24 protein-coding genes are annotated in these 24,183 nt (G+C 61.6%); 14 read left to right on the top strand and 10 right to left on the bottom strand.

Annotated features, from left to right (window positions below):
- The 3 genes from J1C56_RS10090 (at nt 1) to J1C56_RS10080 (ending at nt 2,294) form a co-directional block, all read left to right on the top strand.
- A complete protein-coding gene (locus tag J1C56_RS10090) occupies nt 1-585 on the top strand; it encodes a UbiX family flavin prenyltransferase (protein ID WP_214388586.1) in 585 nt (194 codons plus the stop codon).
- Between the two features lies 1 nt (nt 586).
- A complete protein-coding gene (locus tag J1C56_RS10085) occupies nt 587-1,633 on the top strand; it encodes an XdhC family protein (protein ID WP_214388583.1) in 1,047 nt (348 codons plus the stop codon).
- Nucleotides 1,634-1,805: 172 nt separating this feature from the next.
- Nucleotides 1,806-2,294 carry an NUDIX domain-containing protein gene (locus tag J1C56_RS10080; RefSeq protein WP_214388581.1) on the top strand — a complete coding sequence of 163 codons (489 nt, stop codon included), beginning with the start codon at nt 1,806-1,808 and terminating at the stop codon, nt 2,292-2,294.
- Between the two features lie 60 nt (nt 2,295-2,354).
- Here J1C56_RS10080 and J1C56_RS10075 read toward each other — a convergent pair whose 3' ends face one another.
- The 8 genes from J1C56_RS10075 to J1C56_RS10040 form a co-directional block, all read right to left on the bottom strand.
- Nucleotides 2,355-3,278: a LysR family transcriptional regulator gene (locus J1C56_RS10075; protein WP_214388579.1), complete on the bottom strand. Its 924-nt coding sequence runs from the start codon at nt 3,276-3,278 to the stop codon at nt 2,355-2,357.
- Nucleotides 3,279-3,341: 63 nt separating this feature from the next.
- On the bottom strand, nt 3,342-4,883 hold the full coding sequence (locus tag J1C56_RS10070) for an ABC transporter ATP-binding protein (RefSeq protein ID WP_214388577.1): 1,542 nt from the start codon (nt 4,881-4,883) through the stop codon (nt 3,342-3,344).
- Nucleotides 4,884-4,888: 5 nt separating this feature from the next.
- Nucleotides 4,889-5,821, bottom strand: coding sequence for an ABC transporter permease (locus J1C56_RS10065; RefSeq protein ID WP_214388575.1), 933 nt, complete (start codon nt 5,819-5,821; stop codon nt 4,889-4,891).
- An 80-nt stretch (nt 5,822-5,901) separates the two neighbouring features.
- Nucleotides 5,902-6,996, bottom strand: coding sequence for an ABC transporter permease (locus J1C56_RS10060; protein WP_214388573.1), 1,095 nt, complete (start codon nt 6,994-6,996; stop codon nt 5,902-5,904).
- A 72-nt stretch (nt 6,997-7,068) separates the two neighbouring features.
- A complete protein-coding gene (locus tag J1C56_RS10055) occupies nt 7,069-8,049 on the bottom strand; it encodes a BMP family protein (protein ID WP_214388571.1) in 981 nt (326 codons plus the stop codon).
- Between the two features lie 39 nt (nt 8,050-8,088).
- Nucleotides 8,089-9,081 carry a BMP family protein gene (locus tag J1C56_RS10050; RefSeq protein ID WP_214388569.1) on the bottom strand — a complete coding sequence of 331 codons (993 nt, stop codon included), beginning with the start codon at nt 9,079-9,081 and terminating at the stop codon, nt 8,089-8,091.
- A 50-nt stretch (nt 9,082-9,131) separates the two neighbouring features.
- Nucleotides 9,132-10,439 (bottom strand): amidohydrolase family protein, encoded by a 1,308-nt coding sequence (locus tag J1C56_RS10045; protein WP_420797379.1) that lies wholly within the window; start codon nt 10,437-10,439, stop codon nt 9,132-9,134.
- A gap of 121 nt (nt 10,440-10,560) precedes the next feature.
- The gene (locus J1C56_RS10040) at nt 10,561-10,731 is read right to left on the bottom strand and encodes a hypothetical protein (protein WP_214388567.1); all 171 of its coding nucleotides are present in this window, start codon (nt 10,729-10,731) and stop codon (nt 10,561-10,563) included.
- Nucleotides 10,732-10,836: 105 nt separating this feature from the next.
- On the opposite strand from J1C56_RS10040, the gene rsgA reads away from it, so the two are divergent.
- The 4 genes from rsgA (at nt 10,837) to J1C56_RS10025 (ending at nt 13,260) form a co-directional block, all read left to right on the top strand.
- On the top strand, nt 10,837-11,832 hold the full coding sequence (gene rsgA / locus J1C56_RS10035) for a ribosome small subunit-dependent GTPase A (protein ID WP_214388565.1): 996 nt from the start codon (nt 10,837-10,839) through the stop codon (nt 11,830-11,832).
- 664 nt (nt 11,833-12,496) lie between these two features.
- The gene (locus J1C56_RS33300; RefSeq protein ID WP_275945147.1) at nt 12,497-12,619 is read left to right on the top strand and encodes a hypothetical protein; all 123 of its coding nucleotides are present in this window, start codon (nt 12,497-12,499) and stop codon (nt 12,617-12,619) included.
- Between the two features lie 57 nt (nt 12,620-12,676).
- Entirely contained in the window at nt 12,677-12,988 is a 312-nt protein-coding gene (locus tag J1C56_RS10030) for a hypothetical protein (RefSeq protein WP_214388562.1), read from the top strand.
- The gene (locus tag J1C56_RS10025; protein WP_214388560.1) at nt 12,985-13,260 is read left to right on the top strand and encodes a DUF1488 family protein; all 276 of its coding nucleotides are present in this window, start codon (nt 12,985-12,987) and stop codon (nt 13,258-13,260) included. Before J1C56_RS10030 ends, J1C56_RS10025 begins: the two co-directional genes overlap by 4 nt.
- Before the next feature lie 46 nt (nt 13,261-13,306).
- Here the strand turns inward: J1C56_RS10025 and J1C56_RS10020 are convergent, their stop codons facing one another.
- Complete coding sequence (locus tag J1C56_RS10020) at nt 13,307-14,635, bottom strand: LacI family DNA-binding transcriptional regulator (protein WP_338001424.1); 1,329 nt, start codon at nt 14,633-14,635, stop codon at nt 13,307-13,309.
- Between J1C56_RS10020 and J1C56_RS10015 the strand changes: the two genes are divergently transcribed.
- The 7 genes from J1C56_RS10015 (at nt 14,634) to J1C56_RS09985 (ending at nt 21,863) form a co-directional block, all read left to right on the top strand.
- On the top strand, nt 14,634-15,968 hold the full coding sequence (locus tag J1C56_RS10015; protein WP_214388558.1) for an ABC transporter substrate-binding protein: 1,335 nt from the start codon (nt 14,634-14,636) through the stop codon (nt 15,966-15,968). The genes J1C56_RS10020 and J1C56_RS10015 overlap by 2 nt on opposite strands.
- 107 nt (nt 15,969-16,075) lie before the next feature.
- On the top strand, nt 16,076-17,023 hold the full coding sequence (locus J1C56_RS10010; RefSeq protein ID WP_214388548.1) for a carbohydrate ABC transporter permease: 948 nt from the start codon (nt 16,076-16,078) through the stop codon (nt 17,021-17,023).
- Complete coding sequence (locus tag J1C56_RS10005) at nt 17,020-17,958, top strand: carbohydrate ABC transporter permease (RefSeq protein ID WP_214388546.1); 939 nt, start codon at nt 17,020-17,022, stop codon at nt 17,956-17,958. The genes J1C56_RS10010 and J1C56_RS10005 overlap by 4 nt, the downstream gene beginning before the upstream one ends.
- Nucleotides 17,955-18,143: a hypothetical protein gene (locus J1C56_RS10000; RefSeq protein WP_214388544.1), complete on the top strand. Its 189-nt coding sequence runs from the start codon at nt 17,955-17,957 to the stop codon at nt 18,141-18,143. Before J1C56_RS10005 ends, J1C56_RS10000 begins: the two co-directional genes overlap by 4 nt.
- 4 nt (nt 18,144-18,147) lie before the next feature.
- Entirely contained in the window at nt 18,148-19,245 is a 1,098-nt protein-coding gene (locus tag J1C56_RS09995) for an ABC transporter ATP-binding protein (protein ID WP_214388543.1), read from the top strand.
- Nucleotides 19,238-20,233 (top strand): ABC transporter ATP-binding protein, encoded by a 996-nt coding sequence (locus J1C56_RS09990; RefSeq protein ID WP_214388541.1) that lies wholly within the window; start codon nt 19,238-19,240, stop codon nt 20,231-20,233. The genes J1C56_RS09995 and J1C56_RS09990 overlap by 8 nt, the downstream gene beginning before the upstream one ends.
- A 10-nt stretch (nt 20,234-20,243) precedes the next feature.
- Complete coding sequence (locus J1C56_RS09985) at nt 20,244-21,863, top strand: dihydroxyacetone kinase subunit DhaK (RefSeq protein ID WP_214388539.1); 1,620 nt, start codon at nt 20,244-20,246, stop codon at nt 21,861-21,863.
- 997 nt (nt 21,864-22,860) lie between these two features.
- On the opposite strand, the gene J1C56_RS09980 is transcribed toward J1C56_RS09985, so the two are convergent.
- Entirely contained in the window at nt 22,861-23,493 is a 633-nt protein-coding gene (locus tag J1C56_RS09980; RefSeq protein ID WP_214388537.1) for a hypothetical protein, read from the bottom strand.
- Nucleotides 23,494-24,183: the final 690 nt, after the last annotated feature.

Below are 24,183 nucleotides of genomic sequence, written 5' to 3'. Positions count from 1 at the left end.
ATGACGACGCGGCCAAGACGGATGATCGTCGGCATTTCGGGGGCTTCCGGGGTCATCTACGGCAAGCGCATCCTCGAGGTGCTGCGCGACCTCGAAATCGAGACGGATCTGATCATGTCGCGCGCCGCCTGCATCACGCTCACTGCCGAGGCCGATTTCACCAAGCAGGATCTTGAGGCGCTGGCGACGGTCACCCATTCCAACAAGGATATCGGTGCCGTCTGCTCTTCCGGCTCCTACAAGACGCTCGGCATGATCGTCGCTCCCTGTTCGGTGAAGACCATGGCGGAAATTGCGACTGGAACGACCGACAATCTGCTTTCCCGCGCCGCCGACGTCGTGCTGAAGGAACGCCGCCGCCTCGTTTTGATGCTTCGCGAGACGCCGCTCCATCTCGGCCACATCAGGAACATGGCGCAGGTCACCGAAATGGGCGGCATCATCTATCCGCCCGTTCCGGCCTTTTACGCCAAGCCGCAAAGCCTTGAGGAAATGGTCGACCACACCGTCGGCCGGGTGCTCGACCTCTTCGATCTCGACCCTGGCATGGTGCGCCGCTGGCAGGGAACGCAGGGAGGGGAATGATATGGCCACCCGCATTGCCACGTCGCCGAAAACACTCGCGCCAGAACCCAGCGCCGCCTTCCTATCGGACGATGCGATCGACATCCTGGCCTTCGCCGCTGATGCGATCGAGCGGGGCCACGCCGTCGCCCTCGTCACGCTCGTTGACATCCGCGGCGGTGCTGCCCGCGCCATCGGCGCGCAGATGGCGGTGCGCGACGACGGCCTCTACTGCGGTTTCGTCTCCGGCGGCTGCACCGAAGCGGCCGTCGCCGCTGATGCCGTAGTCGCCCTCCAGAAAGGCATCGACCGCAAGCTGCGCCTCGGCGAAGGCTCGCCTTTCTTCGACATCGTGCTGCCCTGTGGCGGCGGCATCACGCTGGCTATCCACGTCCTGAGGGATGCCACCGCGCTCCGTCATGTGCTTGCCGCGCTGCACCGCCGCGCACCCGCGCGCCTCCGGTACCATCCTGGCAGGCAGGCTCTTTTGTTCGAACCGGGCGAGGGCGTGAGTGGCTGGGAAGGGGAGGAATTTGTGCGCGCCTACCGCCCAAGGCAGCGCATGCTTCTCGCCGGCACGCCCCTGGAGGCTGGCGCGGTGGCGCGTGTGGCGGAAGTATCCGGCTACGACGTCGTCAAGGTCGAGCGGGGCCAAACCCTGTCGCAGGACCAACTGGACGCTGACACCGCGGTCGTGCTCCTGTTCCATGACATCGACCGCGAATTGCCGCTGCTCGACGCCGCGCTCGCCTCATCCGCCTTCTACATTGGCGCTCTGGGAAGCCGTCGTACCCACGCGAAACGTTGTGAGGCCTTGCGCAAACGCGGTCACGGCGAGACCACGCTGGCCCGGATCAAGGCACCAATCGGCATCTTCGACAAGGCGACAGACGCAAACTCGCTTGCCCTTTCGGTGGTCGCTGACCTTGCGCGGGCAAGATTGCTCGACATGAAGTGCAAGGTCCAGACCGACCCGATGATCACCCGCACGCTTGCGCCCAAAGACATCAACAAGAGCTTCGACCCCATGCACGCAAGCGAACACATCACAAGCGCGGTGGTCGACTAACGATACGTCCGGGCTTTTCGCGGGCCTCAAGCCTCCCAGCTTGCCCTGCGTGTTCCCAAAGCCCGGCGTAGGCCGGCGGCGTATTCAGGGGGTTCCACAACGCTCCCTGGCGTCGCCGGCTCCCTGTTCTGCTCGGCCTGGAGTGCCAGCCAGTCGTGTGAAAGGCGAACCGATGAAGAGCGTTTCCATTCCAGGAGCAAACGGCAGCATCCACGGTGCCTGTCCGCAAGGGGTGGAGGCGTCTTTGTCAAATCGCGTCGAACTAACCGCTCGCGCGCTCATCAGGAATGAGCGTGGCAGCATCCTGCTGGTCCGGTCCAAGAATTCCGCTGATTGCCTATGGCAGATGCCGGGTCGCCAGATACGGCGTGGAGAAAATTGTGCCATGTCGATTGTGCGATGCCTTCATGACGATCTGGGAATCCTCGCATGGCCCGTCTCGGCTGTGTTCATCAATGACCAGTTAGATGACGTTGCTGGCCACCACGTACTTTCGATCACCTATGCTGTTTCAATAATTTCCGGAGAGCTGGGCGTGACAGCCTCCGGTCAATTGGATGAGGCGCGATGGTTTCCCGTAAATCAGCCGCCCGAAGGTATCGCCGAAGAGACTGTCAGCGCGCTAAGAAGCCGTGAACTCGTCATGTTCAATGCGTGCTGACAGGTCCAGGCCAGCCGCAAGCTCATTGAGAAGCCGTATGACGGTGGTTGGAGCGCGCACCTAAGTGCTACCGACCGTGCTTGCGCCGGCATTTTCAGTTTGCATCGCCACCACGAAGGCCGCTTTCAAATGTTCTGCTGCCGGTGACAGGCTGTGATGGCGCCGTTGCAACAGGGAGACATTGCGCATTACGGTCGGGTCGACGAGATCCACGGTGGTTACGCGCACCGCTGACGCCAGTTGGCTGGAATTCTCCGGCAAGACGGCCACGCCCATGCCGGCGGAGATCATGCTGATGGCGGTGGTCGAGAAGCGCACTTCGTATTTTGGCTGAAAATTGGGCACAACACGGATGAGGTTGTGCTCGACAATGCTCCGAAGCGGATTCGCGGCCGCGAGCGTAATGAGAGTCTCATCCTTCAGCTCGGCCCAGCGCACGGATTTTTGCCTGGCGAAACGATGGTCTTCCCGGCAGACCAGCATGAGCTTGTCGCGCATGAGAGGCGTAGCGGTGATTTCGGGGTCGTCTTCCGAGAGCGTGCCGATGGCGATATCGACCTCGTTGCGCTTGAGCGCCGGGCTGATTGCCTCTTCCGGCATGTCGCGGATGCTGACCAGGATTTCGGGATGCATGCTCACGAACGCTGCGATGATAGGCGGCACAATGGTGGCAGCAAGCACGATTGCGGCAGCGATCGTCACCTGGCCGCGCTTCAACGAGGCGTTGTCGCGCATGTCGCCAACCGCAAGGTCCAGGTCTTTCAGTATCTTGCGGGCCTGCGGCAGGAACTCCTGGCCCACGAGGGTGAGCGAAACCATGCGGGTGTGGCGGTCAAACAGGCGTACGCCGATCTCCGTTTCTAGATCTCGAATGACTATGCTGACGGCCGACTGGGTGAGGTGGAGGCTTCGGGCGGCAAGATTGAACTGTCCGAATTCGGCCACCGCTATGAAAGCCTTGAGTTGCCGCAGCGTTATGTTCATATCGAGCAATCCACGTTTCGGGACCAGCCGGCTATGTAGATGGTCCGTCGTGGGCCCTCTTGTCTAGCTGGCAAGGGGTGGTTGTACTACATCCGCCCTCTTGCCCGCCATGAGCAGCCCCAACTCGTCGAGACGGGTGCGTTCCGGCGGCAGTTCGCCGAGGATTTCGCCGTGGCACATGACGAGGATGCGGTCGCAGATGGCGAAGAGTTCTTCCAGCTCCGTAGAAATCAGCAGGATCGCCTTGCCGCTGTCGCGCTGCTTCAGCATCTCTTCCATGACGAATTCCATGGCGCCGATATCGATGCCCCGGGCAAGCTGGTTGACGAGGATGAAATCCGGATTGCGCGCGAGTTCGCGCGCGACCACCAGCTTCTGCTGGTTGCCGCCGGAAAGGTCGCCGATGCGCTGGTTCTCGTCGCGGGATTTGATGCGGAAACGCTTGATGAGGTCGCGGGTATGTTCGCCGATCGCGCGCCGGTTCAGCATGCCGCGGGCGGCAAAGGGCGGTTGGTCGTAGCGCTGTAGGATAGTGTTCTCGCCGAGCGAGAGCGACATGACGATGCCGTGCTTGTGCCGGTCTTCCGGGATGTGGGAAAAGCCGCTGGCATTGATGCGGGCAGGCCCCAGCCCGGTAATATCCTTGCCGTTCAGCACGACACGGCCGGTATCGACCGGCAGCAGGCCGGAGAGCGCCAGCGAGAGTTCGGTCTGGCCGTTGCCGGAAACGCCGGCAATGCCGACGATCTCGCCGGCCCGCACATCGAGGCTTACGCCACGCACGGCCGGAAGCCCGGTCTCGCCACGGCAGGTGAGGTTGTCCACCGACAGCACGAGCGGGCCTGGAGCGGAAGGGCTTCGGGGAAGCTCCATGCCGACATCGCGCCCCACCATCATGCGGGCAAGGCCGCGCGCATCCGTCTCGCCGACATTGACGGTGTGCACCACGCGCCCGTCACGCATGACGCTGATGCGGTTGCTGACGCGCATCACTTCGTCCAACTTGTGCGAGATGAAGACGACGGTCTTGCCATCCTTGACGAGGTCGCCCATCAGCGCCAGCAGCCGGTCGGTTTCCTGCGGCGTCAGCACCGCGGTCGGTTCGTCGAGGATGAGCAGGTCGATGCCGTGGAACAGGACCTTCAGGATTTCCACGCGCTGCTGTTCGCCGACCGACAGGTCCTCGATGATTGCGTCGGGGCGCACGTCGAGCGCATAGCGGTCGCTCAATTCGCGGATCTTCGCATCGACCTTGTCCATGTCATTGATGACCTTGAGCGCCGATCCCTGGCCGAGGATGTAGTTCTCCGCGACGGTGAGGTTGGGCACGAGCATGAAGTGCTGATGCACCATGCCGATGCGCTGGCGGATCGCCTCGCGCGGACTGTTGAAGCGGACGGACTGGCCCCGGTAGATGATCTCGCCCTCGTCGGGCCGCACCATGCCGCAGATCATGCTCATCAGCACGCTCTTGCCGGCGCCGTTCTCACCGAGCAGTGCGTGGATCTCGCCCTCTTCGATTTCCAAAGACACGCCGTCGCTGGCGACGATGGGGCCGAAGCGCTTGCGGATGTTGTCGATGCGCAGGAAAGGTTTTGCGGACATGTCGATTACCTCATCTCGTAAGGCTGGCCGAGCTTGCTCGGTGCTGCACCCTTGCCGCGGACCACGACCAGCGTGATGATGGTCATGATGTAGGGTAGGGCCTGCAGGAGCTGGTAGGGCACGACGATGGACGCTTGGGCCTGGAGCATCAGCTGCAAGGCATAGAAGAGGCCGAAGAGCAGCGAGACAAAGAAGGCCCCCATCGGCGACCAGCGGGCGAAGACCACCACAGCGAGCGCGATGAAGCCGCGGCCCGACGTGATACCTTCAACGAACTGGTTGGAATGGCCGAGCGTCAGGAACGCCCCGCCGAGCCCCGCAAGCCCCGTGCCGACCAGCACGGCGGCGTAGCGATAGCCTGCGACGTTGCGGCCGGCGACATCCACGGCCTTGGGATGCTCGCCGACCGCACGCAATGTTAGTCCAAAGGACGTGCGGTAGAGGACGAGCGTGGCGAGAATGGCGACCAGGATCGTCGAGTAGACGATGAGGTTCTGCTTGAAGAAGGCTTCGCCGAGGAAGGGCAGGTCGCTTAGCCACGGGATATGGATCGGCTGTGCGATCTCGATGCCCTTGCCGGTCGAGACATAGTAGGTGCGGAACAGGAAGGCCGTGAGGCCCATGCCGAGCAAGTTCAGCGCCGCGCCCACCACGATCTGGTCCGCCTTGATGGTGATCGTGAAGAAGGCGAAGACGAGCCCGAAAAGCATGCCGCCGCCGACCCCGGCAAGAAGCCCGAGCAGGATGCTGCCGGTCGCGAATGCCGTGGCGAAACCGCAGAAGGCGCCGACGAGCATGGTGCCTTCCAGCCCGATGTTGAGAACGCCGGCGCGCTCAGAGAAGACCTCGCCGATCGAGGCGAAGATCAGCGGCGTGGCAAGCCTCCAGGCGGCGCCCACGAGCGTCGCGAGGAAGGTGAGAAACATCATGTCGTCCATTGAATAGACCCTTCAGGAATGTCGCCTAAGTCTTTGTTTTCCCGAAAGCTGACATGTGCTTTGCGGGAGTTTCCATTCTTTCAAGCCACGAACCTGAATTTGTCGCGGAACTTCGCGAAGGCGACGACCGACAGGATCACCATGCCCTGTATGACGAGCACGAGGACCTGCGGCACCTGCGAGGTGATTTGGAGCACTTCCGACCCGGACCGGAGTGTCGCGAAAAGCCCGCCCGAGATGATCGCCGCAAGCGGATTGTTGTTGGCAAGCAGTGCGACGGCGATGCCCTCGAAGCCGTAGCCCGGCGAGATGTTCTGGTAGAGCCGGTGCGTGACGCCCGCCACTTCGAAGGCACCGGCAAGCCCTGCCAGAGCACCGCTGATGCAGATGGCGATCATCACGTTGCGTCTTACATCCATGCCGGCATAACGCGCCGCATGCGGATTGAGGCCGACGACGCGCAGCGCAAAGCCGCGGCTGCTCCGTTGCAGGAAGATATAGAGTGCCACCGCCAGCACCACGGCCACGAGGATGCCGATATGGAGCCGCATGTCCGAGACGATGCGCGGCGTCCAGGCTTCCCGCACGAGGCGGGCCGATTGCGGATAGGCGGCGCTCGCGTCCTTCATCGGCCCGGTGACGAGATAGCTCGTCAGGATGATGGCGATGTAGTTGAGCATGATCGTCGTCACGATCTCGCTTGCCTGGAAGCGAACCTTGAGATAGCCGGCAATGCCTGCCCAGGCAGCGCCCGCCAGGGCGCCCGCCAGCATGACCAGCGGCGCATGCACCCAGACGGAAAGGCCGTCGATGCTGGTGCCGACGAAGGTGGCGGCGATTGCGCCGACATAGAGCTGCCCCTCGGCGCCGATGTTCCAGATGCTGCACCGGAAGGCGACACAGAGGCCGGCGCCAATGAGAATGAGCGGCGTCGCCTTCAGGAGGATTTCGGCTACCGAGCGCGTGTCTTGGAAGGAGCCGAAGATCATCACCGTGACCACGTCGGTCCCGTCGAAGCCGTTCAGCCACAGGAGGGTCGCGCCGAAGGCGAGCGCAACGAGGACCGCCGCGATCGGGGTCACGGCGCTGATCGCAGCTTGCGAGAGCGTCCGGTAGAGGGCTTGGGCTGCTTGAGGATACACGTTCTCACGCACTCCCTGGTTTACCTGTTCCATGGATCGCTCCGGATGTTGGTGTGGCGTGCAACAGGCGCTGCGGCCGGATGGGCCGGCCGCAGCGCATGCCGGCTACTCGGAACCGGTCTTGATCTCGCCGGCAGCGATCTTGTCGCTGATCGCCTTGACCTCGGAGCGGATGTCTTCCGGCACCGAGACCGGGCCGTCATCGCGGAAGGTGAAGGACATGACCTTCGGATCCTTGAGGCCGAAGATCACGTTTTCCTTAGGCGGGCTGCCGTCCTTGATCGAGCGCACGACCTCCACCACGCCCTGCGCATAGTCGGCCACGTAGAGGCCGAGAATGTTGTTCGGCGCGACCTGGGTGAAATCGCTGAAGATCGAGAACGAGCGCACGTTCGGCCCGGATTCCGAGATTGCCTGGTAGCCGCCGACGGTGGCGCCCGAGGCATTTGGCACCACGAAATCGGCACCCTGCGAAATCATGCTGAGGGCTGCTTCCTTGGCGGCTGTCGTATCGGTGAAATTGCCGATATAGGCCTCGCTGATCGGGAAGTCCGGATTGACGCTCTTTGCGCCGTTCTTGAAGCCGGCGAAGGCCTGCTGGATCGGCGGGATTTCCATGCCACCGACAAGGCCGGCCTTGCGGCCCATCTTCGCTGCTATCACGCCCATCAGGTAGAAGGGCTGGCTGGTATCGGTGTTGAGGCCGATGACATTGCCTTCGTGGATGGCGCTCGAGGAGATCAGGAAATAGGTGTCCGGATAATCGAGTGCCACTTCGAGTGCGGCGTCCTGGAATTCGAAGCCGTGGCCAAGGATGACCTTGTAGCCCTGGCTGGCATAGTCGCGAAACGCCTTTTCGAAGGACGCCGGGTTCTGCTGCAGCTCGACATAGCTGATCTTGGCGCCGAGCTGCCCTTCGACGCCCTTCAGCGCATTGAAGCCGATGCGGTTCCATCCCTCTTCCGAAACGCTGCCGGGCACGAGAAGGCCCATCTTGAAGTCTTCGGCATATCCCGTCGCCGGAATGGACACGGCGATGGACAGCGCCGCCACTCCTTCCACGAACGTCCTGCGTGAAAGTCTCATTGCTCTTCCTCCCATTTGATAAGTTCCCAGGGGCCGCGCTTATTTCGCGCGTGTCTGGATCTCGCCCGCAACGATCTTCGCACTCACCCCCTCCAGGTGCTTGCGCAGGTCCTGCGGTATCGATCTGGCGGCTTCGTCGTTGAAGGTGAACTTCATGACGTCCTTATCCTTCAGGCCGAAATCGACATTGCTTTGCGGCACGGTGCCGTCTCGAATGCCCGAGACGATGCGCACGATGCCTTGACCGTAGTCGGCGATGAACGTGCCGAGGATGTTCTTGGGGGCGACCTCCGTGTAGTCGCTGTAGACGCTGAAGGTGCCGGACTGCGTGCCTGCTTCCTGCGCGGCCTGGATGACGCCGAGTCCTGCGGCGTTCGCATTGGGAACGACGAAATCGGCGCCCTGGGACATCATGCTCACGGCTGCTTCCTTGGCGGCGCTCGCATCGGTGAAGCTGTTGATGAAAACCGTGGACACGGGGAAATCCGGGTTCACACTCTCGGCACCTTTCCGGAAGCCCTCGAAGGCATGCGCGATGGGCGGAATTTCCATACCGCCGATAAGGCCCGCACCCTTGCCCATCTTCGCGGCGATCATGCCCATGAGATAGAAGGGCTGGCTGGCATCGGTGTTGAGGCCGATGACATTGCCTTCATGGACATAGCTCGACGAGACGAGAAAGACGGTCTCGGGAAAATCCTCCGCCGTCGTCAGCGCAGCGTCCTGGAACTGGAAACCGTGGCCCAGGACGACCTGGTAGCCGTGGCTCGCATAGTCGCGGAATGCCTTTTCGAAGGCTGCCGGATTGTCGGGCAGCTCGACATAGCTGATCTGGGCGCCGAGTTCCTTTTCGACCCGCTTCAGCGCGTCATAAGCGATCCGGTTCCAACCTTCTTCCGCGACACTGCCGGGTACCAGAAGGCCCATCTTGAAATCTTCGGCGTGGGCATGGCCTTGCCAGACAATGACGGCAAGTACCGCCCCGAGAGTGGAGACAGGCAGCGAACGACGTGAAATTGCAGTGCTCTTCATCCCATTCTCCCATTAGATTGAAGTCCAATCCCCCGGAGCCGCTGCTCGACTTATGCGTCCTCCTTCAAGCCAAATGTTTCGGTCGCGCTTTGTGAGACGAGGCGGCCCCTCGAGAAGACGAAGGTCCGGTCCGGTCCGCCAGCAACCAGCGTGTCGGTATCGACGCAGTTGGTGACGACGAAGTCAGCGCGAGCGCCGGCCCTGAGGCCGTAATCCTTGCCGAGGCCCATCAGGCGGGCCGGCGCCGTGGTGATCATGCGGTGCGCGGCTGTGAGCTCGTCGCCGCGAAGATGGCCGGCGAGCAGCGTCCAGCGCGCGATTTCCAGCATGTCGCCCGAGCCGGTGGGCACGAACGGGTCCTGGATATTGTCCGACGCCGTGGCGATGGTGACGCCGGCGCGGTAGAGTTCGGCGACGCGCGTCAGGCCGCGCGGCGGCAACATCTCGGCGTCGCGGCCCTGCAGGTAGAGGTTCGCCGCCGGCAATGTGACGACGCCGACATCAAGCGCCCGAAGACGTTCGGCGATACGCTGGAATTCCTTGCGGGGCAGGGCGCTCAGCACGGAGACGTGGCTGAACACGGTGCGGCCCTGCATGCCGAAGCGCTCAACCCGTTCGAGCGCGGCATCGAGCAGATGCACATCGGCCTTGAGGTGTTCGTCGAGATGCAGATCGACCGGTTTTCCGGCCTTCACGGCGGCAGAAAACAACATGTCCAGGTAACGAGGCGGGTCTTCGGAGACAGCAGGCGTGCCACCCACTGCATCGGCGAGCGCCACCGCGCGGTCGATGTTCTCAGCCAGCCAATCGAAGTCCTGGCCGGGATGCGGTGTCATGAAGGCGACGAGCTGGAGAATGATGTCGTCTTGTGCCCGGTCGCGGACGCCTGCCAGTGTCTCGATGCCATGAAAACCCGCATCCTTGTCGACGTTGACATGGCTGCGAATGGCCGTCGTGCCGCGGGAAAGGCACCGCCTGATGGTGCGCATCGCCCGCTTGCGGATGTCGTTGGGACCGGCGGTCCGGGCATATTTGGCGAAGGCCTCGCGGGCGCCCTGGAGCGTACCGGAGGGATTGGGGGTGAAGGGCAGCACTCCGGTCTTGTCGAGGTGCTGGTGTGCATCGAGGAAGCCGGGCGAAACCAGCATGCCGGTAATGTCGACGCACGCGCTGCAGGCCTTTGTGTCCAGCAACGGCGCGATTGCGACAAAGCGCCCATCCGCCCCCACGATGATGTCGCTAAGCGCTTGCGAGCCGTCTGTCTGAATGACAGCTCCCCCGGTGAGTGCAAAGGACTGGCCAGAGATAAGGTCTGCGATCGATGCAGTTGGAGTATCGCGCACAGCTTGTTCCCGCATTCTTGTTATGACGGGAAAGAGAGCACGAGCGATTAGTTTAGACAAATTTATTATTTCAATCTTTTGATGAGTAAAAGACAATAATGCTCCGCTCGGATTCTCTGCCTTTGGCAAACCTCGTTCAGAAAAATATGCGCCAGCTCGACAAGCCGATGGCAGCTGCCACCGAAAGCGGTGCCCCGGCCAAAGTCGCGAATTTCGATTTCACCGCAGACTTGATTGCGTGCCGGAAAATCAAACTGGCATGCGACAGCCGGTTAAGTTGTGCAGCCCGCTGCGCAACGATACCCATTTCCCCAGGCGCGGGCTCCTTGCGCTGTGCTAGGGTCGCGGTTTGGAGACAGCGGCGTCTCACTATGCTGCCTCGCTAGGTAGACGCGCGGCTTGGACAAGGAAAATGGCATTGATAGAACCGATACACCACGCCGAACTCATCGGGTTGGGCTGGTCTTCCTTCTTTGGGGATCAGGTGGGCGTAGAGGAGGCCAGCCTTGTGCCCGTCCGCATCGCCCATGTCCATCGCGCGCGAATGAGCGGGCAATCCATCATGGGTGCGGTAAATCTCACCCTGCCGGCCAACAGTGTCACCGGTGATTATGCGGTGGGCGACTTCGTGCTCGCCGAGCCAGGCGATTTCCTCGTGCGGCGGCGGCTTGATCGCACTTCGCTTCTCACACGTCGTATGGGGGACGGCAGCACACAGCTGTCCGGCGCAAATATCGACACACTGTTCATCGTCACCTCCTGCAATGGTGATTTCAACGTGCCACGGCTCGAGCGCTATCTGGCCATGGCAGGCCAGGCCGAAATCGCGCCGGTCCTTGTTCTGACCAAGGCCGACACGGCCAATGACGCCGCCCCCTTTCTCGCGCAAGCAGCCGATCTGGCGCGCGATCTGCCGGTGGTGGTCGTCGATCCGCGAAGGCCCGACGCGTTAGCAAAGCTGCAGACCTGGTTTGGCCTGGGCAGGACGGTGGCGCTCACGGGGTCGTCGGGTGTCGGCAAGTCGACACTCGTCAACACGCTAGCCGCCTCGGGCGGAGGTACAGCCCAGCTCACCGGTGCTATTCGAGCCCATGATTCAACTGGGCGGCATACGACGACGGCGCGCTCGCTCCATCCGGTCGAAGGCGGCGGCTGGGTACTTGATTCTCCCGGGATCCGTACGGTGCATCTGGGCGACGTGGCTGACGGACTGGATGTGGTGTTCGCCGAAATCATCGAACTGGCGACACAGTGCAAGTTCAGCGATTGCACGCACTCCCACGAGCCTTCTTGCGCCGTGCTCAGCGCCCTTGCGCGTGGCGGCATCGATCCCGAGCGCTTTTCACGCTGGCGTAAGTTGCATGATGAAAATACAGCGGCCAGGGCGCCAAAGCGTGGCCGCCGCTGAAGTCATCCATCCAATGAACAGCGGATAGCTCGGGCGAGCGGTGACCCGGCGGAGGAAGCCGCGAAGTTGAAACCCAGGAAGGTGAGCCAATCATCGCCCAAGGCGAGATCAGCTTCGCCCGCGGTGAGGAAATGCGAAAACCCGGCCGATCGCTTATGGTTGCGCGAAATAGTTAGGTCGAAAGTACCGTGGGGAAACTAATGGACTTGTTGATATTTGTATCTTGATTGAAATTGACTAAATTTGCATATGGAGATTATTATATAATGTTTTTGTAAATTCAATAGTATTTTTCCGAGAATCTTTGACGCAATGCATGCGTATTTTTGGAAATTGAACAATTTATATTCTTTGTGAGGTAAGGAAATAATACTTGTTTGAAATTTGTGGTTTATATATTTCACCTTGCTAGCGACCGCCGGTGGGCGTATATTTGTATTTCGATGATTTGGCCGACTTGGCTTTTCGCGGTGTCAGAGGCCTTCGACCCGCCATCACCACCGGATTTTCGATAGTGAATTGAGGACGCCGATCCGGCGCTCCTGTCGTTTGGTTCGAGCCCTGAAATGAAGCCTGACGCTGGCCATGGATGTACTGGCGGCATCAGTGTCATTTCGGGTGGGATCGGAATGATGCAGGCGAGCGCAATGCGGCGGAGAAGGCAATGATGGCCCGTCGCACCACGCACTCCGTCGGCCACGTCTCATTCGCGTTTTCGTTCGCAGTCCTCAACGCACCGCAACCGGCAAGCCGCATGGAGGAGCCGACCGCAGGCATCCCCGACTAACCTGGCTGCGGATTTCTGCTTTCATCGCCGCGCACACCATGAAGGATGATCACGACCATGAATGACCGCATCAATGAAAGCCAACGCAGACGTGATGCTGCCGCGATCGCCATCTGGGACAATGAAGGCGGGGCGCTTTGCTCCATCGAAAATGAGGTCGGGCGGCGTGTCGAGGCGGATCGCTCCTGGACCGTCTATCATGTCTTCACCGTTCCGGTGCATGTCGACGGCCAGGCAATGACGGGCATGACCCGGTCGGGTGCAGCGAGTAGTATGATGTCCCTCAATCGTCGCAACGTCGGTCGCCATAAGGAGCGGATCAGGTTGGGCGCGCTTGGACCTAACGGCAGCACGGCAGGCAACACATGACACTCGCTTTTCTCAATCCGAGCCGCAGCTTCGACGAATCCAAAAAAGCTGTCCGCTTCATCGGTCATGACGGCATGTTCGAAGTGCGTTTCTTCATCGAAGCCGCCGCATTGGCGAAGGCAGGGGCCAGGGCAGGCAGGACACAGCTATCAGAGTCAGAATGCCTGACGGCCTTCGATGCAGAGCGCAAATCAATCTACGATGTCGCACGCGAAGCTTATTCCCACGGTCGCCGCACCTACTACACCCTGACCGCCGCCGATTTCCGGTAGGTCAGGCTGATCGGTTTTGTGCGCGGCCGGCGGGTGCCTGGGTTCGTCAGGTCCGCGAACCGCCGGAGCAATCGAACTGCAGGTTCTCTTTGAGCAGCACCTCGATACGGATACGCTCCTGTGAGGCCACAAGCTCGCGGTGGTCGGAGCGGGCACGCATGATGCGGACCGCGCTGCGGACGGCGTGGCCGGGGTCCTGTGCGATCACGGCGTCGATGCGCTCATCCATCAGCGCCTGTTCGCTAAAGGGGGTTCGCTCGTGGGCTACGACGGTCAGGGGCAGTGAGCCTTGCGTGTTCCAGATGGCCGTGAGCGGCATCCTTGCTTCCGAACTCAGGACATAGACAGCGACAGTGTCCGGGTTGTGCTGCAAGGTACGCTGGATGATGAGGTCCGCGCGCTTTTCGTCGCCATAGGTTTCCAGTGACGGCAAGCTCTCAAGGTGGGGAAACTGGGCGTTGATGATGCTGTCGAAGCCGAGGCGGCGCTGGATGCTGTCGAGCGCCATCATGGTTTCTGCGACAACCATGATCTTGCCGCGCCGCGCGCCGACGAAGCGGCCAGCGATCTTTCCGGCGGTAGCACCTGCGGCAAAATTGTCGACGCCAACGTAGTCCGCGCTCTCCAGATGCTCCTGGCCCGACAGGAACTGCACGACCTTGACGCCTCGCTCGACGAGCCGGACCAGCGCGTCGCGCACCTGTGGCGACTCCGGGGCCATCACGGCCACCCCGTCCATCATGTCGTGATCGATGCCGGCGAGGTATTTGGCGACATGGTGGGGGTCGCTCATCGGGATCTGTGCTGCCTCGACCTCGGTGGAATCGGCGCGTAGCGCCTCCTTCGCCTCGGCGACACGGGCGATGAGCTCCGCGAGGTATTGGTCCCCTGAGGTCGGCAGGACAAAGCGGAAGCGATAGGTCTTGTTCCGCGCCAGTACCACGGCAGCCGGATTGCGTACGAAGCCGATGCGTTCGATGGCCTCGGCGACGCTTTTCGCCGCCTTGTTGCTGACATTCGGGCGCTCGTTGAGGACGCGGTCGACCGTCGCCAGGCTTACGCCCGCGGCTTCTGCCAGGTCTCGTGTGGTTGGCCGCATTCCGCTCTCTTGCACAGCTACGTGATCGTCACGCGATTTCTCAAACAAAAACAGGCGAAAAGCAAGAATTGATGTGCGCACCTCAAAAACCGCTTGCGTTGAGGTGCGCACCTCAATTATGACTCTAATCGTGGTCGCCCGGAGGATTTGAGCGAGCCACGCAGGCGGCGCGGAGGAAACTGGCCCGCCGGGAAGATCGTTCCGCGTCAGGTGCCCGCAAAGGGCGTTTTCACCTTCCGATGGAGGTCGGAAGGATGGGAGGGAGGTCCCAGCCATGACATTTCGCCATGTTAGATCATTGGCCGCATTCGGCGCCGTTTTGGCTGCCGGCGTGGCAGGTACGAGCCAGGCCAGCGCAAAGGACCTGACGCTATGCTGGGCCGCCTGGGATCCGGCAAACGCGCTCGTCGAGCTCAGCAAGGATTTCGAGGCCAAGAGCGGCGTCAAGATGAAGTTCGAGTTCGTGCCGTGGCCGAATTTCGCCGACCGCATGCTCAACGAGCTGAACTCAGGCGGCAAGCTGTGCGATCTGATGATCGGCGACAGCCAGTGGATCGGCGGCGCGGCCGAGAACGGCCAATATGTGAAGCTCAACGATTTCTTCGACAAGGAAGGAATCAAGATGGACGACTTCATTCCGGCGACCGTCGTGGGCTACGCCGAATGGCCGAAGAACTCGCCGAACTACTGGGCGCTACCGGCCTTCGGCGATGTCGTCGGCTGGAGCTACCGCAAGGACTGGTTCGCCCGCCCCGAGCTGCAGGCCGAGTTCAAGCAGAAATACGGCCGCGATCTCGCCGTGCCGAAGACCTTCGCCGAGCTCAAGGACATCGCCGAATTTTTCCAGAAGCGCGAGATCGACGGCAAGACTGTCTACGGTGCCGCCATCTACACCGAACGCGGTTCGGAAGGCATCACCATGGGCGTCATGGATGTTCTCTACAGCTTCGGCTTCCAGTACGAGAACCCCGACAAGCCCTATGAGCTGGAAGGCTTCGTGAACTCCGCCAATGCGGTGCAGGGGCTCGAGTTCTACAAGCAGCTCTATGATTGCTGCACGCCGCCCGGCCACTCCGACGCCTACATGTCGGAAGACATCGACGCCTACAAGTCGGGCCAGGTCGCCCTGCACATGAACTTCGCCTTCACCTGGCCGGGCATCAATGCCGATGCCAATGTCGGCGGCGACAAGTCGGGCTACTTCCCCAATCCGGCTGGTCCTGACGGCAAAGCCTTCGCCCAGCTTGGCGGGCAGGGCATCTCGGTGGTCTCGGCGTCTGAGAAGAAGGACGACGCGCTCGCCTACATCAAGTGGTTCGCCCAGCCCGAAATCCAGCAGAAATGGTGGCAGATGGGCGGCTATTCGGCGCTGCGCAAGGTGGTCGAAGACCCGGGCTTTGCGACCAGCCAGCCTTATGCGCAGACCTTCCTCGACTCCATGGCCATCGTGAAGGACTTCTGGGCCGAGCCGTCCTATGCCTCGCTGCTGCAGGCGGCACAGAAGCGCTTCCACGACTATGTGGTCGCTGGTCAGGGTTCTGCCCAGGATGCGCTCGACGGCCTCGCCAAGGACTGGACGCAGGTCTTCGACGACGAAGGCAAGTACTGATCGCTGCAAAGCCCTGTCCCGCATCCTCCCAGCGGGGCCATGCTACGGTACGGAGCCGGGACTAACCCGGCTCCGTCGCCGCACAGTTGATAATCAGGGGAATATCAATGCTGCATTCACCGGTGGAACGGGTCGCCGAAGCGACGCCGCACGCCATTGCCAAACGGTTCAGGGGACTGTCGGATCGCTCGCTCGCCTGGCTCTTCGTCGCCCCATCGATCGTGCTTTTGCTAGCGGTCAACATCTTTCCACTGATCTGGACGATCCGGCTGAGCTTCACCAATTTCCGCGTCAATCGCCCCAATGCCGAGGTCGAGTTCGTCGGGCTGAAGAACTACATCAGCATCCTGTCCGACAAGGACATCTGGCTGACGATGCAGGCGACGGCCCACTTCCTGATCTGGACGCTGGTGCTGCAGGTGCTGATCGGCTTCTCGCTCGCCTACCTGATCAACAAGAAGTTCCGCGGCAACGATCTCTGGACGACGATCATCGTGTTGCCGATGATGTTGAGCCCGGCCGTGGTCGGCAATTTCTGGACCTTCCTCTACCAGCCGCAGATCGGCCTGTTCAACTATGCCGTCGGCTTCCTGACGGGCGCCGATCCGTCGAGCTTCTCCATGATCGGCGATGTGTCACTGGCGCCCTGGGCGATCGTCATCGTTGATACCTGGATGTGGACGCCCTTCGTCATGCTGATCTGCCTGGCCGGCCTGCGCTCCATTCCCGATAGCATCTATGAAGCCGCCGAATGCGACCGCGCCAGCAAGTGGCGGCAGTTCTGGACCATCACCATCCCGCTGGTACTGCCGTTTTTGATGCTCGCCGTACTCTTCCGCGGCATCGAGAACTTCAAGATGTTCGACCTCGTCGTCCAGCTTACCGGCGGCGGTCCGGGCTCGATCACCGAGCTCACCTCGATCAACCTGAAGCGCGAAGCCTTCGAGAAGTGGCGCACCGGCTATGCCTCGGCCTACGCCGTCATCCTCTTCGTGACCGTCTTCGGCCTGGCCTCGATCTACGTCAAAGCCCTGAACAAGGTGAAGCAGCGATGAGCTATTCCGTCACCGAGCCGTCACGCCGGCAGAAATGGTTCGCCGGGGTGCTCGTCGTCCTCTACGCGCTGATCACCATCCTGCCGCTGGTCTGGATCATCGCCACGAGTTTCAAGACCCCGTCTGATGCCATTGCCTATCCACCCAAGACCTTCTTCACGCCAACCGTCGAAGGCTATGTGAACGTCTTCACGACACGTACCCGTCTCACCGAGGAGCAACTGCAGGCGGTCGGAGAGCCCCAGACCTGGTACGACAGGCTGGTGCGCAAGGATGGTCTGGTCATTTCCGGGCCTTCGCGCTTTGCCGAGCGTTTCACCAATTCGGTGATCATTGGCTTTGGTTCGACCATACTCTGCATCGTGCTTGGCACGGCAGCGGCCTATGCCTTCTCGCGCTTCAAGGTGCCGCTGAAGGACGACCTCATGTTCTTCATCCTGTCGACGCGCATGATGCCGCCGATCGCGGTCGCCATCCCGATCTTCCTGATGTTCCGCTCGCTCGGCCTCAGCGACACCCATGCCGGCATGATCCTGCTCTACACGGCGGTGAACCTGTCGCTGTCGGTCTGGCTGCTCAAGGGCTTCATCGACGAGATTCCGATCGAGTACGAGGAGGCGGCGCTGATCGACGGCTACACGCGCTTCCAGGCCTTCTACAAGGTCGTGCTGCCGCAGGCGGCCACGGGCATCGCGTCTACCGCGATCTTCTGCCTGATCTTTGCCTGGAACGAATACGCCTTCGCCGTGCTGCTGACCTCGGGCAATGCCCAGACGGCGCCGCCCTTCATCCCGACCATCATCGGCGTCAGCGGCCAGGACTGGCCGGCGGTGGCCGCGGGCGCGACGCTGTTCCTCGTGCCGGTCATGGTCTTCACCATCCTCCTGCGCAAGCATCTCCTGCGCGGCATCACCTTCGGAGCGGTACGCAAATGACCAGCTTCTTCGACGGATTGCTTCATTTCCGGCGCGGCGCCTGGGAGATGCTGGCCTCGGTGCTGATCGCTGCCGGTGTCTTCATGCTCATGCAGCCCTTCGCCCTGGTCCTCTATTCCTGGTCCTTCCTCGTAACCCTGCTGGGCACGGTGATGTTCATCATCGTCAGCCATTTTCCGGAGTAGGCCCGTGGCGCAGATCCGAATCCAGAATGTGCGCAAGGAGTTCGGCGCCTTCACCGCCGTCCGCTCCTCGACCTTCACCATCGAGGATGGCGAGTTCTTCATGCTGCTCGGGCCGTCCGGCTGCGGCAAGACGACGACGCTCAGGATGATGGCCGGCCTCGAACTGCCGACCTCGGGTGAGATCTTCATCGATGGCGAGGAGGTCGGCATGAAGCCGGCCAGCAAGCGCGACATCGCCTTCGTGTTCCAGATGTTCGCGCTCTATCCGCACATGAACGTGCGCAAGAACATCTCCTATCCGCTGGTGAGCCAGGGCATGAAACGCGACGACGTCAAGACGCGCGTCGCCGAGGTTGCCCGTATCCTCAAGATCGAGAACATCCTCGACCGGCCCGTCGGCGGGTTGTCGGGCGGCGATCGCCAGCGCGTCGCACTGGGCCGGGCGATTGTGCGGCGGCCAAAAGCCTTCTTCATGGACGAGCCGCTTGGCGCACTCGATGCCGAGTTCCGTGAGCACATGGCAGAGGAGCTGCGGGCGCTGCACGACCGCATGGGCGCGACCACCGTCTACGTGACGCATGACCAGCTCGAGGCCATGCAGATGGGCGACAAGATCGTCGTCATGAACCATGGCGTTGTCGAGCAGTTCGGCAAGCCGCAGCAGATCTACGATTGGCCGGCGACCAAGTTCGTCGCCCAGTTCATCGGCTCGCCGCCCATGAACTTCCTGGAGTTCGAGGGCATGATCGGCATCGGCGGCAAGTCGGTAGATCTCGGCGAGGCGAGGATCGAGGTGCCGGCCGCGCGCGAGGGCCGGGCCGGCAAGCTGACGCTCGGCGTGCGGCCCGAACATGTCCGGTTTGTCACCGAGTCGGCATATCGGGGTCGGGTCAGCGCGGTCGAGTATCTCGGCACCACCCAGATCGTGACGCTGAGGTCGAGCCATGGCGACCTCAAGGCGCGTATTCCATCCGACCAGTTTGTTCGCGAGGACGAACTTGTCGGTCTCGAGTTCGATCCGCGGACGCTGTCGGTGTTCGACGCCGAAACCGGCAAGGTCCTGCGGTCGGACGCCAATGACGGAGTGCTGGGACATGGCTGAGATTGTCCTTGAAAATGTGACCAAGACCTTTGGCGGCACGGTCGCGCTCGACAATGTCTCGCTGACGATCCCCGACGGTTCCTTCGTTGTGCTGCTCGGCCCGACGGGCGCCGGCAAGACGACGACTTTACGCATGGTCTCCGGCCTCGATACGCCCGACAGCGGCGAGGTCTATATCGGCGGGCGGCCGATGAAAGGGCTGTCGCCGGCCGAACGAAACGTCGCGATGGTGTTCCAGCAATACTCGCTCTATCCGCACCTGACGGTGCGGCAGAACCTCGAGTTCCCGCTGAAATCGCCGCTGCTCAGGACGCCACTGGAGCTGATCGACCGGACTGTGAAGGAGGTCGCCGAGGTCCTGCAGATCGTCCACAAGCTCGACAACAAGGCAACCGCGCTGTCGGGCGGAGAGATGCAGCGCGTCTCTATCGGCCGGGCGCTGGTACGAAACCCACAGATCTTCCTGATGGACGAGCCGTTGAGTTCGCTCGATGCCAAGCTGCGCGCCGACCTGCGCATCGAACTGAAGCGCATCCAGGCCAAATTGGGGGCGACGCTGCTCTATGTCACCCACGACCAGATCGAGGCGATGACGATGGCGACCCATGTCGGGGTGCTGAATGAAGGCAGGCTGGTGCAGTTCGGCGCGCCGCGCGAGGTCTATGAGCACCCAGTCAGCGTTTACGCCGCGACCCGGCTCGGCCAGCCGCGCATCAACGTGCTGCCTGCCGACCTGTTCGCCGGCGCGCCTTCGGGCGCGAAAAGCATCGGCCTTCGCCCCGAGCACATCGTGCAGGGCGAGGGCGAGGAGGCGCTGGTCAGGCGTGTCGAGCATCTCGGCGACCAGACGCGCCTGCATCTGACCCTGAAGCGGCACGACCTCGTCACCGTCACCGACCCCCACACGCCGCTCCGAGGCGGCGAAACCATCAGGATTCAACCGTCGCGGCCGCTCTATTTCGATGCGGCTGGCATACGCATAGCTTGAGGAGAATTCCATGGCGCAATTCATCAACAGGCGCGAAGACGTCGTCACCGAGGCCATCGATGGCGTGCTGGCGTTGTCGGGCGGCGCGCTGACCCGCCTCGACGGCTATCCGCATATCCGCGTCGTGCTGCGAAGCGACTGGGACAAGTCGAAGGTGGCGATCGTCTCGGGCGGCGGCTCCGGCCACGAGCCGGCGCATGTCGGCTTCGTCGGCAAGGGCATGTTGACGGCCGCGGTCTGCGGCGACGTCTTTGCCTCGCCCAGCGTCGATGCGGTGCTCGCCGGCATCCTGGCTGTGACAGGGCCGGCTGGCTGCCTGCTGATCGTGAAGAACTACACCGGCGACCGACTGAACTTCGGTCTCGCCGCCGAGCGGGCGCGCGCCTTCGGGCTCAACGTTTCGATGGTGATCGTCGGCGACGACATCGCATTGCCTGACCTGCCGCAGGCGCGCGGTGTTGCCGGCACGCTGTTCGTGCACAAGATCGCCGGCGCGCTTGCCGAACGCGGCGCTGACCTTGAAACGGTGGCGGCGGCGGCAAGGCACGTCATCTCGGGAACCCGCTCCATCGGCATGTCGCTCGACACCTGCAGCGTCCCGGGCTCGCCCAAGGAGGACCGCATCCCCCTAGGGAAGGCCGAGCTCGGCCTCGGCATTCATGGCGAAGCCGGCGTAGAGCAGATCGATTTTGCCGGCGCGCGCGCATCCGTCGCCACCATGGTCGAGAGGCTGGCAGCCGTGATGGGCGAAGGGCCGCATGTAGCCCTCATCAACAATCTCGGCGGCACCTCGGTCCTCGAAATGTCAGTGCTCGCGCACGAACTTCTCCAGTCATCCATAGGCGAGAGGATCACCCATGCCATCGGCCCTTCGCCGCTGATGACGTCGCTCGACATGCAGGGCTTCTCGGTCTCGGTCTTCCCGGCTGATGCGGTCGAGCTGGAACTGCTCAAGGCACCTGTTACGATCCCGGCCTGGACGGGCGTTTCGCGGGTCGAACCGATTGCGATCGCACCTATGCCCGACGGCCTGACACCGATCACCCCCATGCCGTCAAACCACGCGGCAACACGTACCTTCCTCATCAACTGCTGCAACGTGCTGATCGCTTCCGAGCAGGACCTCAATGCCCTCGACGCCAAGTCAGGCGATGGCGATACTGGATCTACACTGGCTGGCGCCGCCCGCGCGCTGATCAACGCTGTCGACCGCCTGCCGCTGTCTGATCACACGCAGCTGTTGCGCGCCATCGGCCAGGAACTGAGCCAGACGATGGGCGGCTCTTCCGGCGTGCTGCTCGCCATCTTCTTTGCCGCCGCCGGCGACGGCGCGTCTAGTGGGCTGCCGATGCGCGAGGCGCTTCGAGCCGGGCTTGCCCGCATGCAGGAGATCGGCGGTGCAAGGATCGGCGACAGGACGATGGTGGACGCCCTTTCCCCCGCTCTCGAGGCGCTTGACGAGAGCTTGACCAACGCTGCCAATGCGGCGCGGAAGGGAGCGAACTTCACGTCGACCCTTACCCGCGCCAAGGCCGGACGTGCTGCCTACATCAACGCCAAGCAGCTAGAAGGCCACATTGACCCGGGCGCTGAAGCGGTGGCGAGGCTTTTCGAACATCTCGCGGGCTAGGTGCAATTCAGCGCAATCAGGCGGCAACAGGCCAGTCAGGATTTGACTCCGAAAGGGGGCGGCATAGAGTCGAAGAGACCGTCTTGCTGCGCGCTGCCCATCTCAGTTTTGGCGGGCGCGGACCCGACACCTAGGAATTAAGGCACACCGCGTCGGCGCTACCCCACCTTCACGAACTCGAATCTATGCCCTTCGGAGGTACAGAAACAATCAGTTCATTGCGATGGGTGACCGTAGCTTACTCGTCTGATGGCGCCGCCGTGGTTATTTCGGACTGTGGGTATGGAACCCTGCGGGCTCACCAGAAATCACTCCATATTGAGGCCTGCAGCGATAGCTCACCGGCAAGCCTTCCTGCTATTGGCTGCCACTGTCCTTCGGTGCTACACGACCGGTTTGAATGCTGCGGTGTAGCAAACGGCGCCGTGAGAATGGGCAAAGTGCCACAAAGACGTCAAACAGGCAGGCCGGACTTGATCGCAAAGCCAACAAAACAGCCTATGCAGCGCTACTTCAGTGCCCCGGTGGTATCGGTTGCACCGATGATGGATGGGGAAGATAGATAAGTAATATCAATAGGTTATTAGTGTTCGTGTGCAAAAACTGCGCACGAAAGTTCTGCTTCTCTTCTTTTTTCGTTCCCACGAGGGGCCCGCCGATAGCCCTTTTCGGGCGCACTGCAGCCGAAGGCTGTGACCGCTCCAACGCGGATGTTCGCCGTGATATCCGTTCCTTTATCCGCCGCGGCGTCCAGTTTGCCTAGGGAACCTTGATTCGAGCCAGGATCAACGGAGCTAGAATTTCCGGTCAAATGACGAGTGAATTGACCGGCACTGTTGTGCTGCGGCGCATCTCCCGGCGAAGTTTCGAAGGAACAATGGAACTAAGCAACGGCGAGTCCCAGGACATATCGATCTGAGCGGATCGTACTTGCATCGGGCAAACACCGTCCGCTGCCCCCTTTGGCTCGATTGCTTCTGCTTTGGGAACCGCCGCCCTAGCTGGTCGCTTGGGGCGGTGCTTCATTTTGCCAACCGGCTAGCTCTGGTAGGTCATCAAGCCAGCTTTTCTCTTTCATCGAGGCATCCTCCGTCTGCGGTGCAGCCTCGGTGGCGTTTTGAATGAGCCAGTCCACCCACTTCCGATAGGTAGCCGGGTCCAGTTGGGGCGGCAGCACCTTGGCCTTGGCCAGCATGCGTTTGCGGAAACTGACTTGCCTGCGAAGTTTGGTCGTCGTGAACTTGATCGCCTTGCCTTGGTATTCAACCATCCAGCGCCCATCCCCATGGCTGGCGAGCCTATCAATGGCGAAACCGGCATCGACCGGCCTGTCCCGCCAGGGAAGCGCGATGGCATTCTTCCTCAGGTCGATAGCCCATCGCCGGTAGTTGGCCCCGGCACGCTGGGGCGGAAGCACACCAGCTTGTTCGAGTATCTTCCTTCGGAAGGTAGGCTGCTTCTTGATCTGGCCCGTCGTCAGTTCGATGCGATGCCCACGGAATTCGACGTGCCACCGGATCCTCCCGTTACCGAAGTACTTTACCAGCCTGTCGACGACGAACTCGTCATCGCTAAGCGTCGTGCATCCCTGCTTGATGCTTTCGAGAATGTACTGGCTATCGGTGGGCATGACGCGGCCTCGTGCAGGACCTATCGGAAGCTTAGAGATTCAAAAAATAAAGGACCAATTTCCCTGCCGTATCACGATTTTTGTTGTGGAATTGTTGGCTGGTCGTGAAATTCTTTCGAACTTTCTGCGTCGCACACGTCGGCCGCAGCGTATGAAAGAACGCGGCGAGTCTTTCCTCGCTGTCGTTGACGATTTTCTTAGCCATGGCTGGCAGCTCTGCGAAGGCACGGGCAAATCGTCACGTTCGATGGGATTGTCCTTCATTGCCGGGCCATCAAGTCGGAGTAGCCGGTCCCGGCCGATCAACCGTCCGGCTTGCCCCAAGGCAGTCTGGCTTTGCAGCGGCATGGCTGCGGAGATAATCTCTCGCCAATGCCGGAGGCCGCCGCTGCCTATCTGGCCTTGGGTAAAGGCGAAGTCCCATTCAATACAGGCAAGAGAAAGGTTGCTGACGTGATGGCGGTCTCGTAGCAGGCGAGGGCGTCCACCATCGCGGTCATTACAGCGTTGTTCGCCAAGACGCCGCGAAGGGACCGACCCGCAGTCGGCCAGCTACTGAGTGTCTGGTATGCGCCCATGTCAGCCATTAAGTCGATCAGGAATCCGCACCAAAAGCAGACACTCCTTCAGTCAGATAGGAGTTCTAACGCGGGTAGCAATTCCTTTGAAAGGCCTTGTTTGTCGTCAGCC

The organism is Aminobacter anthyllidis (genome assembly GCF_018555685.1).
Lineage (GTDB): Bacteria > Pseudomonadota > Alphaproteobacteria > Rhizobiales > Rhizobiaceae > Aminobacter > Aminobacter anthyllidis.
This window is presented reverse-complemented; position numbering and strand designations above follow the sequence as displayed.

What these genes read in the sequence shown, in the direction of transcription:
- J1C56_RS10090 (WP_214388586.1), top strand. Translation starts at nt 1, where the DNA reads ATGACGACGCGGCCAAGACGGATGATCGTCGGCATTTCGGGGGCTTCC.
- J1C56_RS10085 (WP_214388583.1), top strand. Translation starts at nt 587, where the DNA reads ATGGCCACCCGCATTGCCACGTCGCCGAAAACACTCGCGCCAGAACCC.
- J1C56_RS10080 (WP_214388581.1), top strand. Translation starts at nt 1,806, where the DNA reads ATGAAGAGCGTTTCCATTCCAGGAGCAAACGGCAGCATCCACGGTGCC.
- J1C56_RS10075 (WP_214388579.1), bottom strand. Translation starts at nt 3,278, where the DNA reads ATGAACATAACGCTGCGGCAACTCAAGGCTTTCATAGCGGTGGCCGAA.
- J1C56_RS10070 (WP_214388577.1), bottom strand. Translation starts at nt 4,883, where the DNA reads ATGTCCGCAAAACCTTTCCTGCGCATCGACAACATCCGCAAGCGCTTC.
- J1C56_RS10065 (WP_214388575.1), bottom strand. Translation starts at nt 5,821, where the DNA reads ATGGACGACATGATGTTTCTCACCTTCCTCGCGACGCTCGTGGGCGCC.
- J1C56_RS10060 (WP_214388573.1), bottom strand. Translation starts at nt 6,996, where the DNA reads ATGGAACAGGTAAACCAGGGAGTGCGTGAGAACGTGTATCCTCAAGCA.
- J1C56_RS10055 (WP_214388571.1), bottom strand. Translation starts at nt 8,049, where the DNA reads ATGAGACTTTCACGCAGGACGTTCGTGGAAGGAGTGGCGGCGCTGTCC.
- J1C56_RS10050 (WP_214388569.1), bottom strand. Translation starts at nt 9,081, where the DNA reads ATGAAGAGCACTGCAATTTCACGTCGTTCGCTGCCTGTCTCCACTCTC.
- J1C56_RS10045 (WP_420797379.1), bottom strand. Translation starts at nt 10,439, where the DNA reads ATGCGGGAACAAGCTGTGCGCGATACTCCAACTGCATCGATCGCAGAC.
- J1C56_RS10040 (WP_214388567.1), bottom strand. Translation starts at nt 10,731, where the DNA reads ATGGGTATCGTTGCGCAGCGGGCTGCACAACTTAACCGGCTGTCGCAT.
- rsgA (WP_214388565.1), top strand. Translation starts at nt 10,837, where the DNA reads ATGGCATTGATAGAACCGATACACCACGCCGAACTCATCGGGTTGGGC.
- J1C56_RS33300 (WP_275945147.1), top strand. Translation starts at nt 12,497, where the DNA reads ATGATGGCCCGTCGCACCACGCACTCCGTCGGCCACGTCTCATTCGCG.
- J1C56_RS10030 (WP_214388562.1), top strand. Translation starts at nt 12,677, where the DNA reads ATGAATGACCGCATCAATGAAAGCCAACGCAGACGTGATGCTGCCGCG.
- J1C56_RS10025 (WP_214388560.1), top strand. Translation starts at nt 12,985, where the DNA reads ATGACACTCGCTTTTCTCAATCCGAGCCGCAGCTTCGACGAATCCAAA.
- J1C56_RS10015 (WP_214388558.1), top strand. Translation starts at nt 14,634, where the DNA reads ATGACATTTCGCCATGTTAGATCATTGGCCGCATTCGGCGCCGTTTTG.
- J1C56_RS10020 (WP_338001424.1), bottom strand. Translation starts at nt 14,635, where the DNA reads ATGGCTGGGACCTCCCTCCCATCCTTCCGACCTCCATCGGAAGGTGAA.
- J1C56_RS10010 (WP_214388548.1), top strand. Translation starts at nt 16,076, where the DNA reads ATGCTGCATTCACCGGTGGAACGGGTCGCCGAAGCGACGCCGCACGCC.
- J1C56_RS10005 (WP_214388546.1), top strand. Translation starts at nt 17,020, where the DNA reads ATGAGCTATTCCGTCACCGAGCCGTCACGCCGGCAGAAATGGTTCGCC.
- J1C56_RS10000 (WP_214388544.1), top strand. Translation starts at nt 17,955, where the DNA reads ATGACCAGCTTCTTCGACGGATTGCTTCATTTCCGGCGCGGCGCCTGG.
- J1C56_RS09990 (WP_214388541.1), top strand. Translation starts at nt 19,238, where the DNA reads ATGGCTGAGATTGTCCTTGAAAATGTGACCAAGACCTTTGGCGGCACG.
- J1C56_RS09985 (WP_214388539.1), top strand. Translation starts at nt 20,244, where the DNA reads ATGGCGCAATTCATCAACAGGCGCGAAGACGTCGTCACCGAGGCCATC.
- J1C56_RS09980 (WP_214388537.1), bottom strand. Translation starts at nt 23,493, where the DNA reads ATGCCCACCGATAGCCAGTACATTCTCGAAAGCATCAAGCAGGGATGC.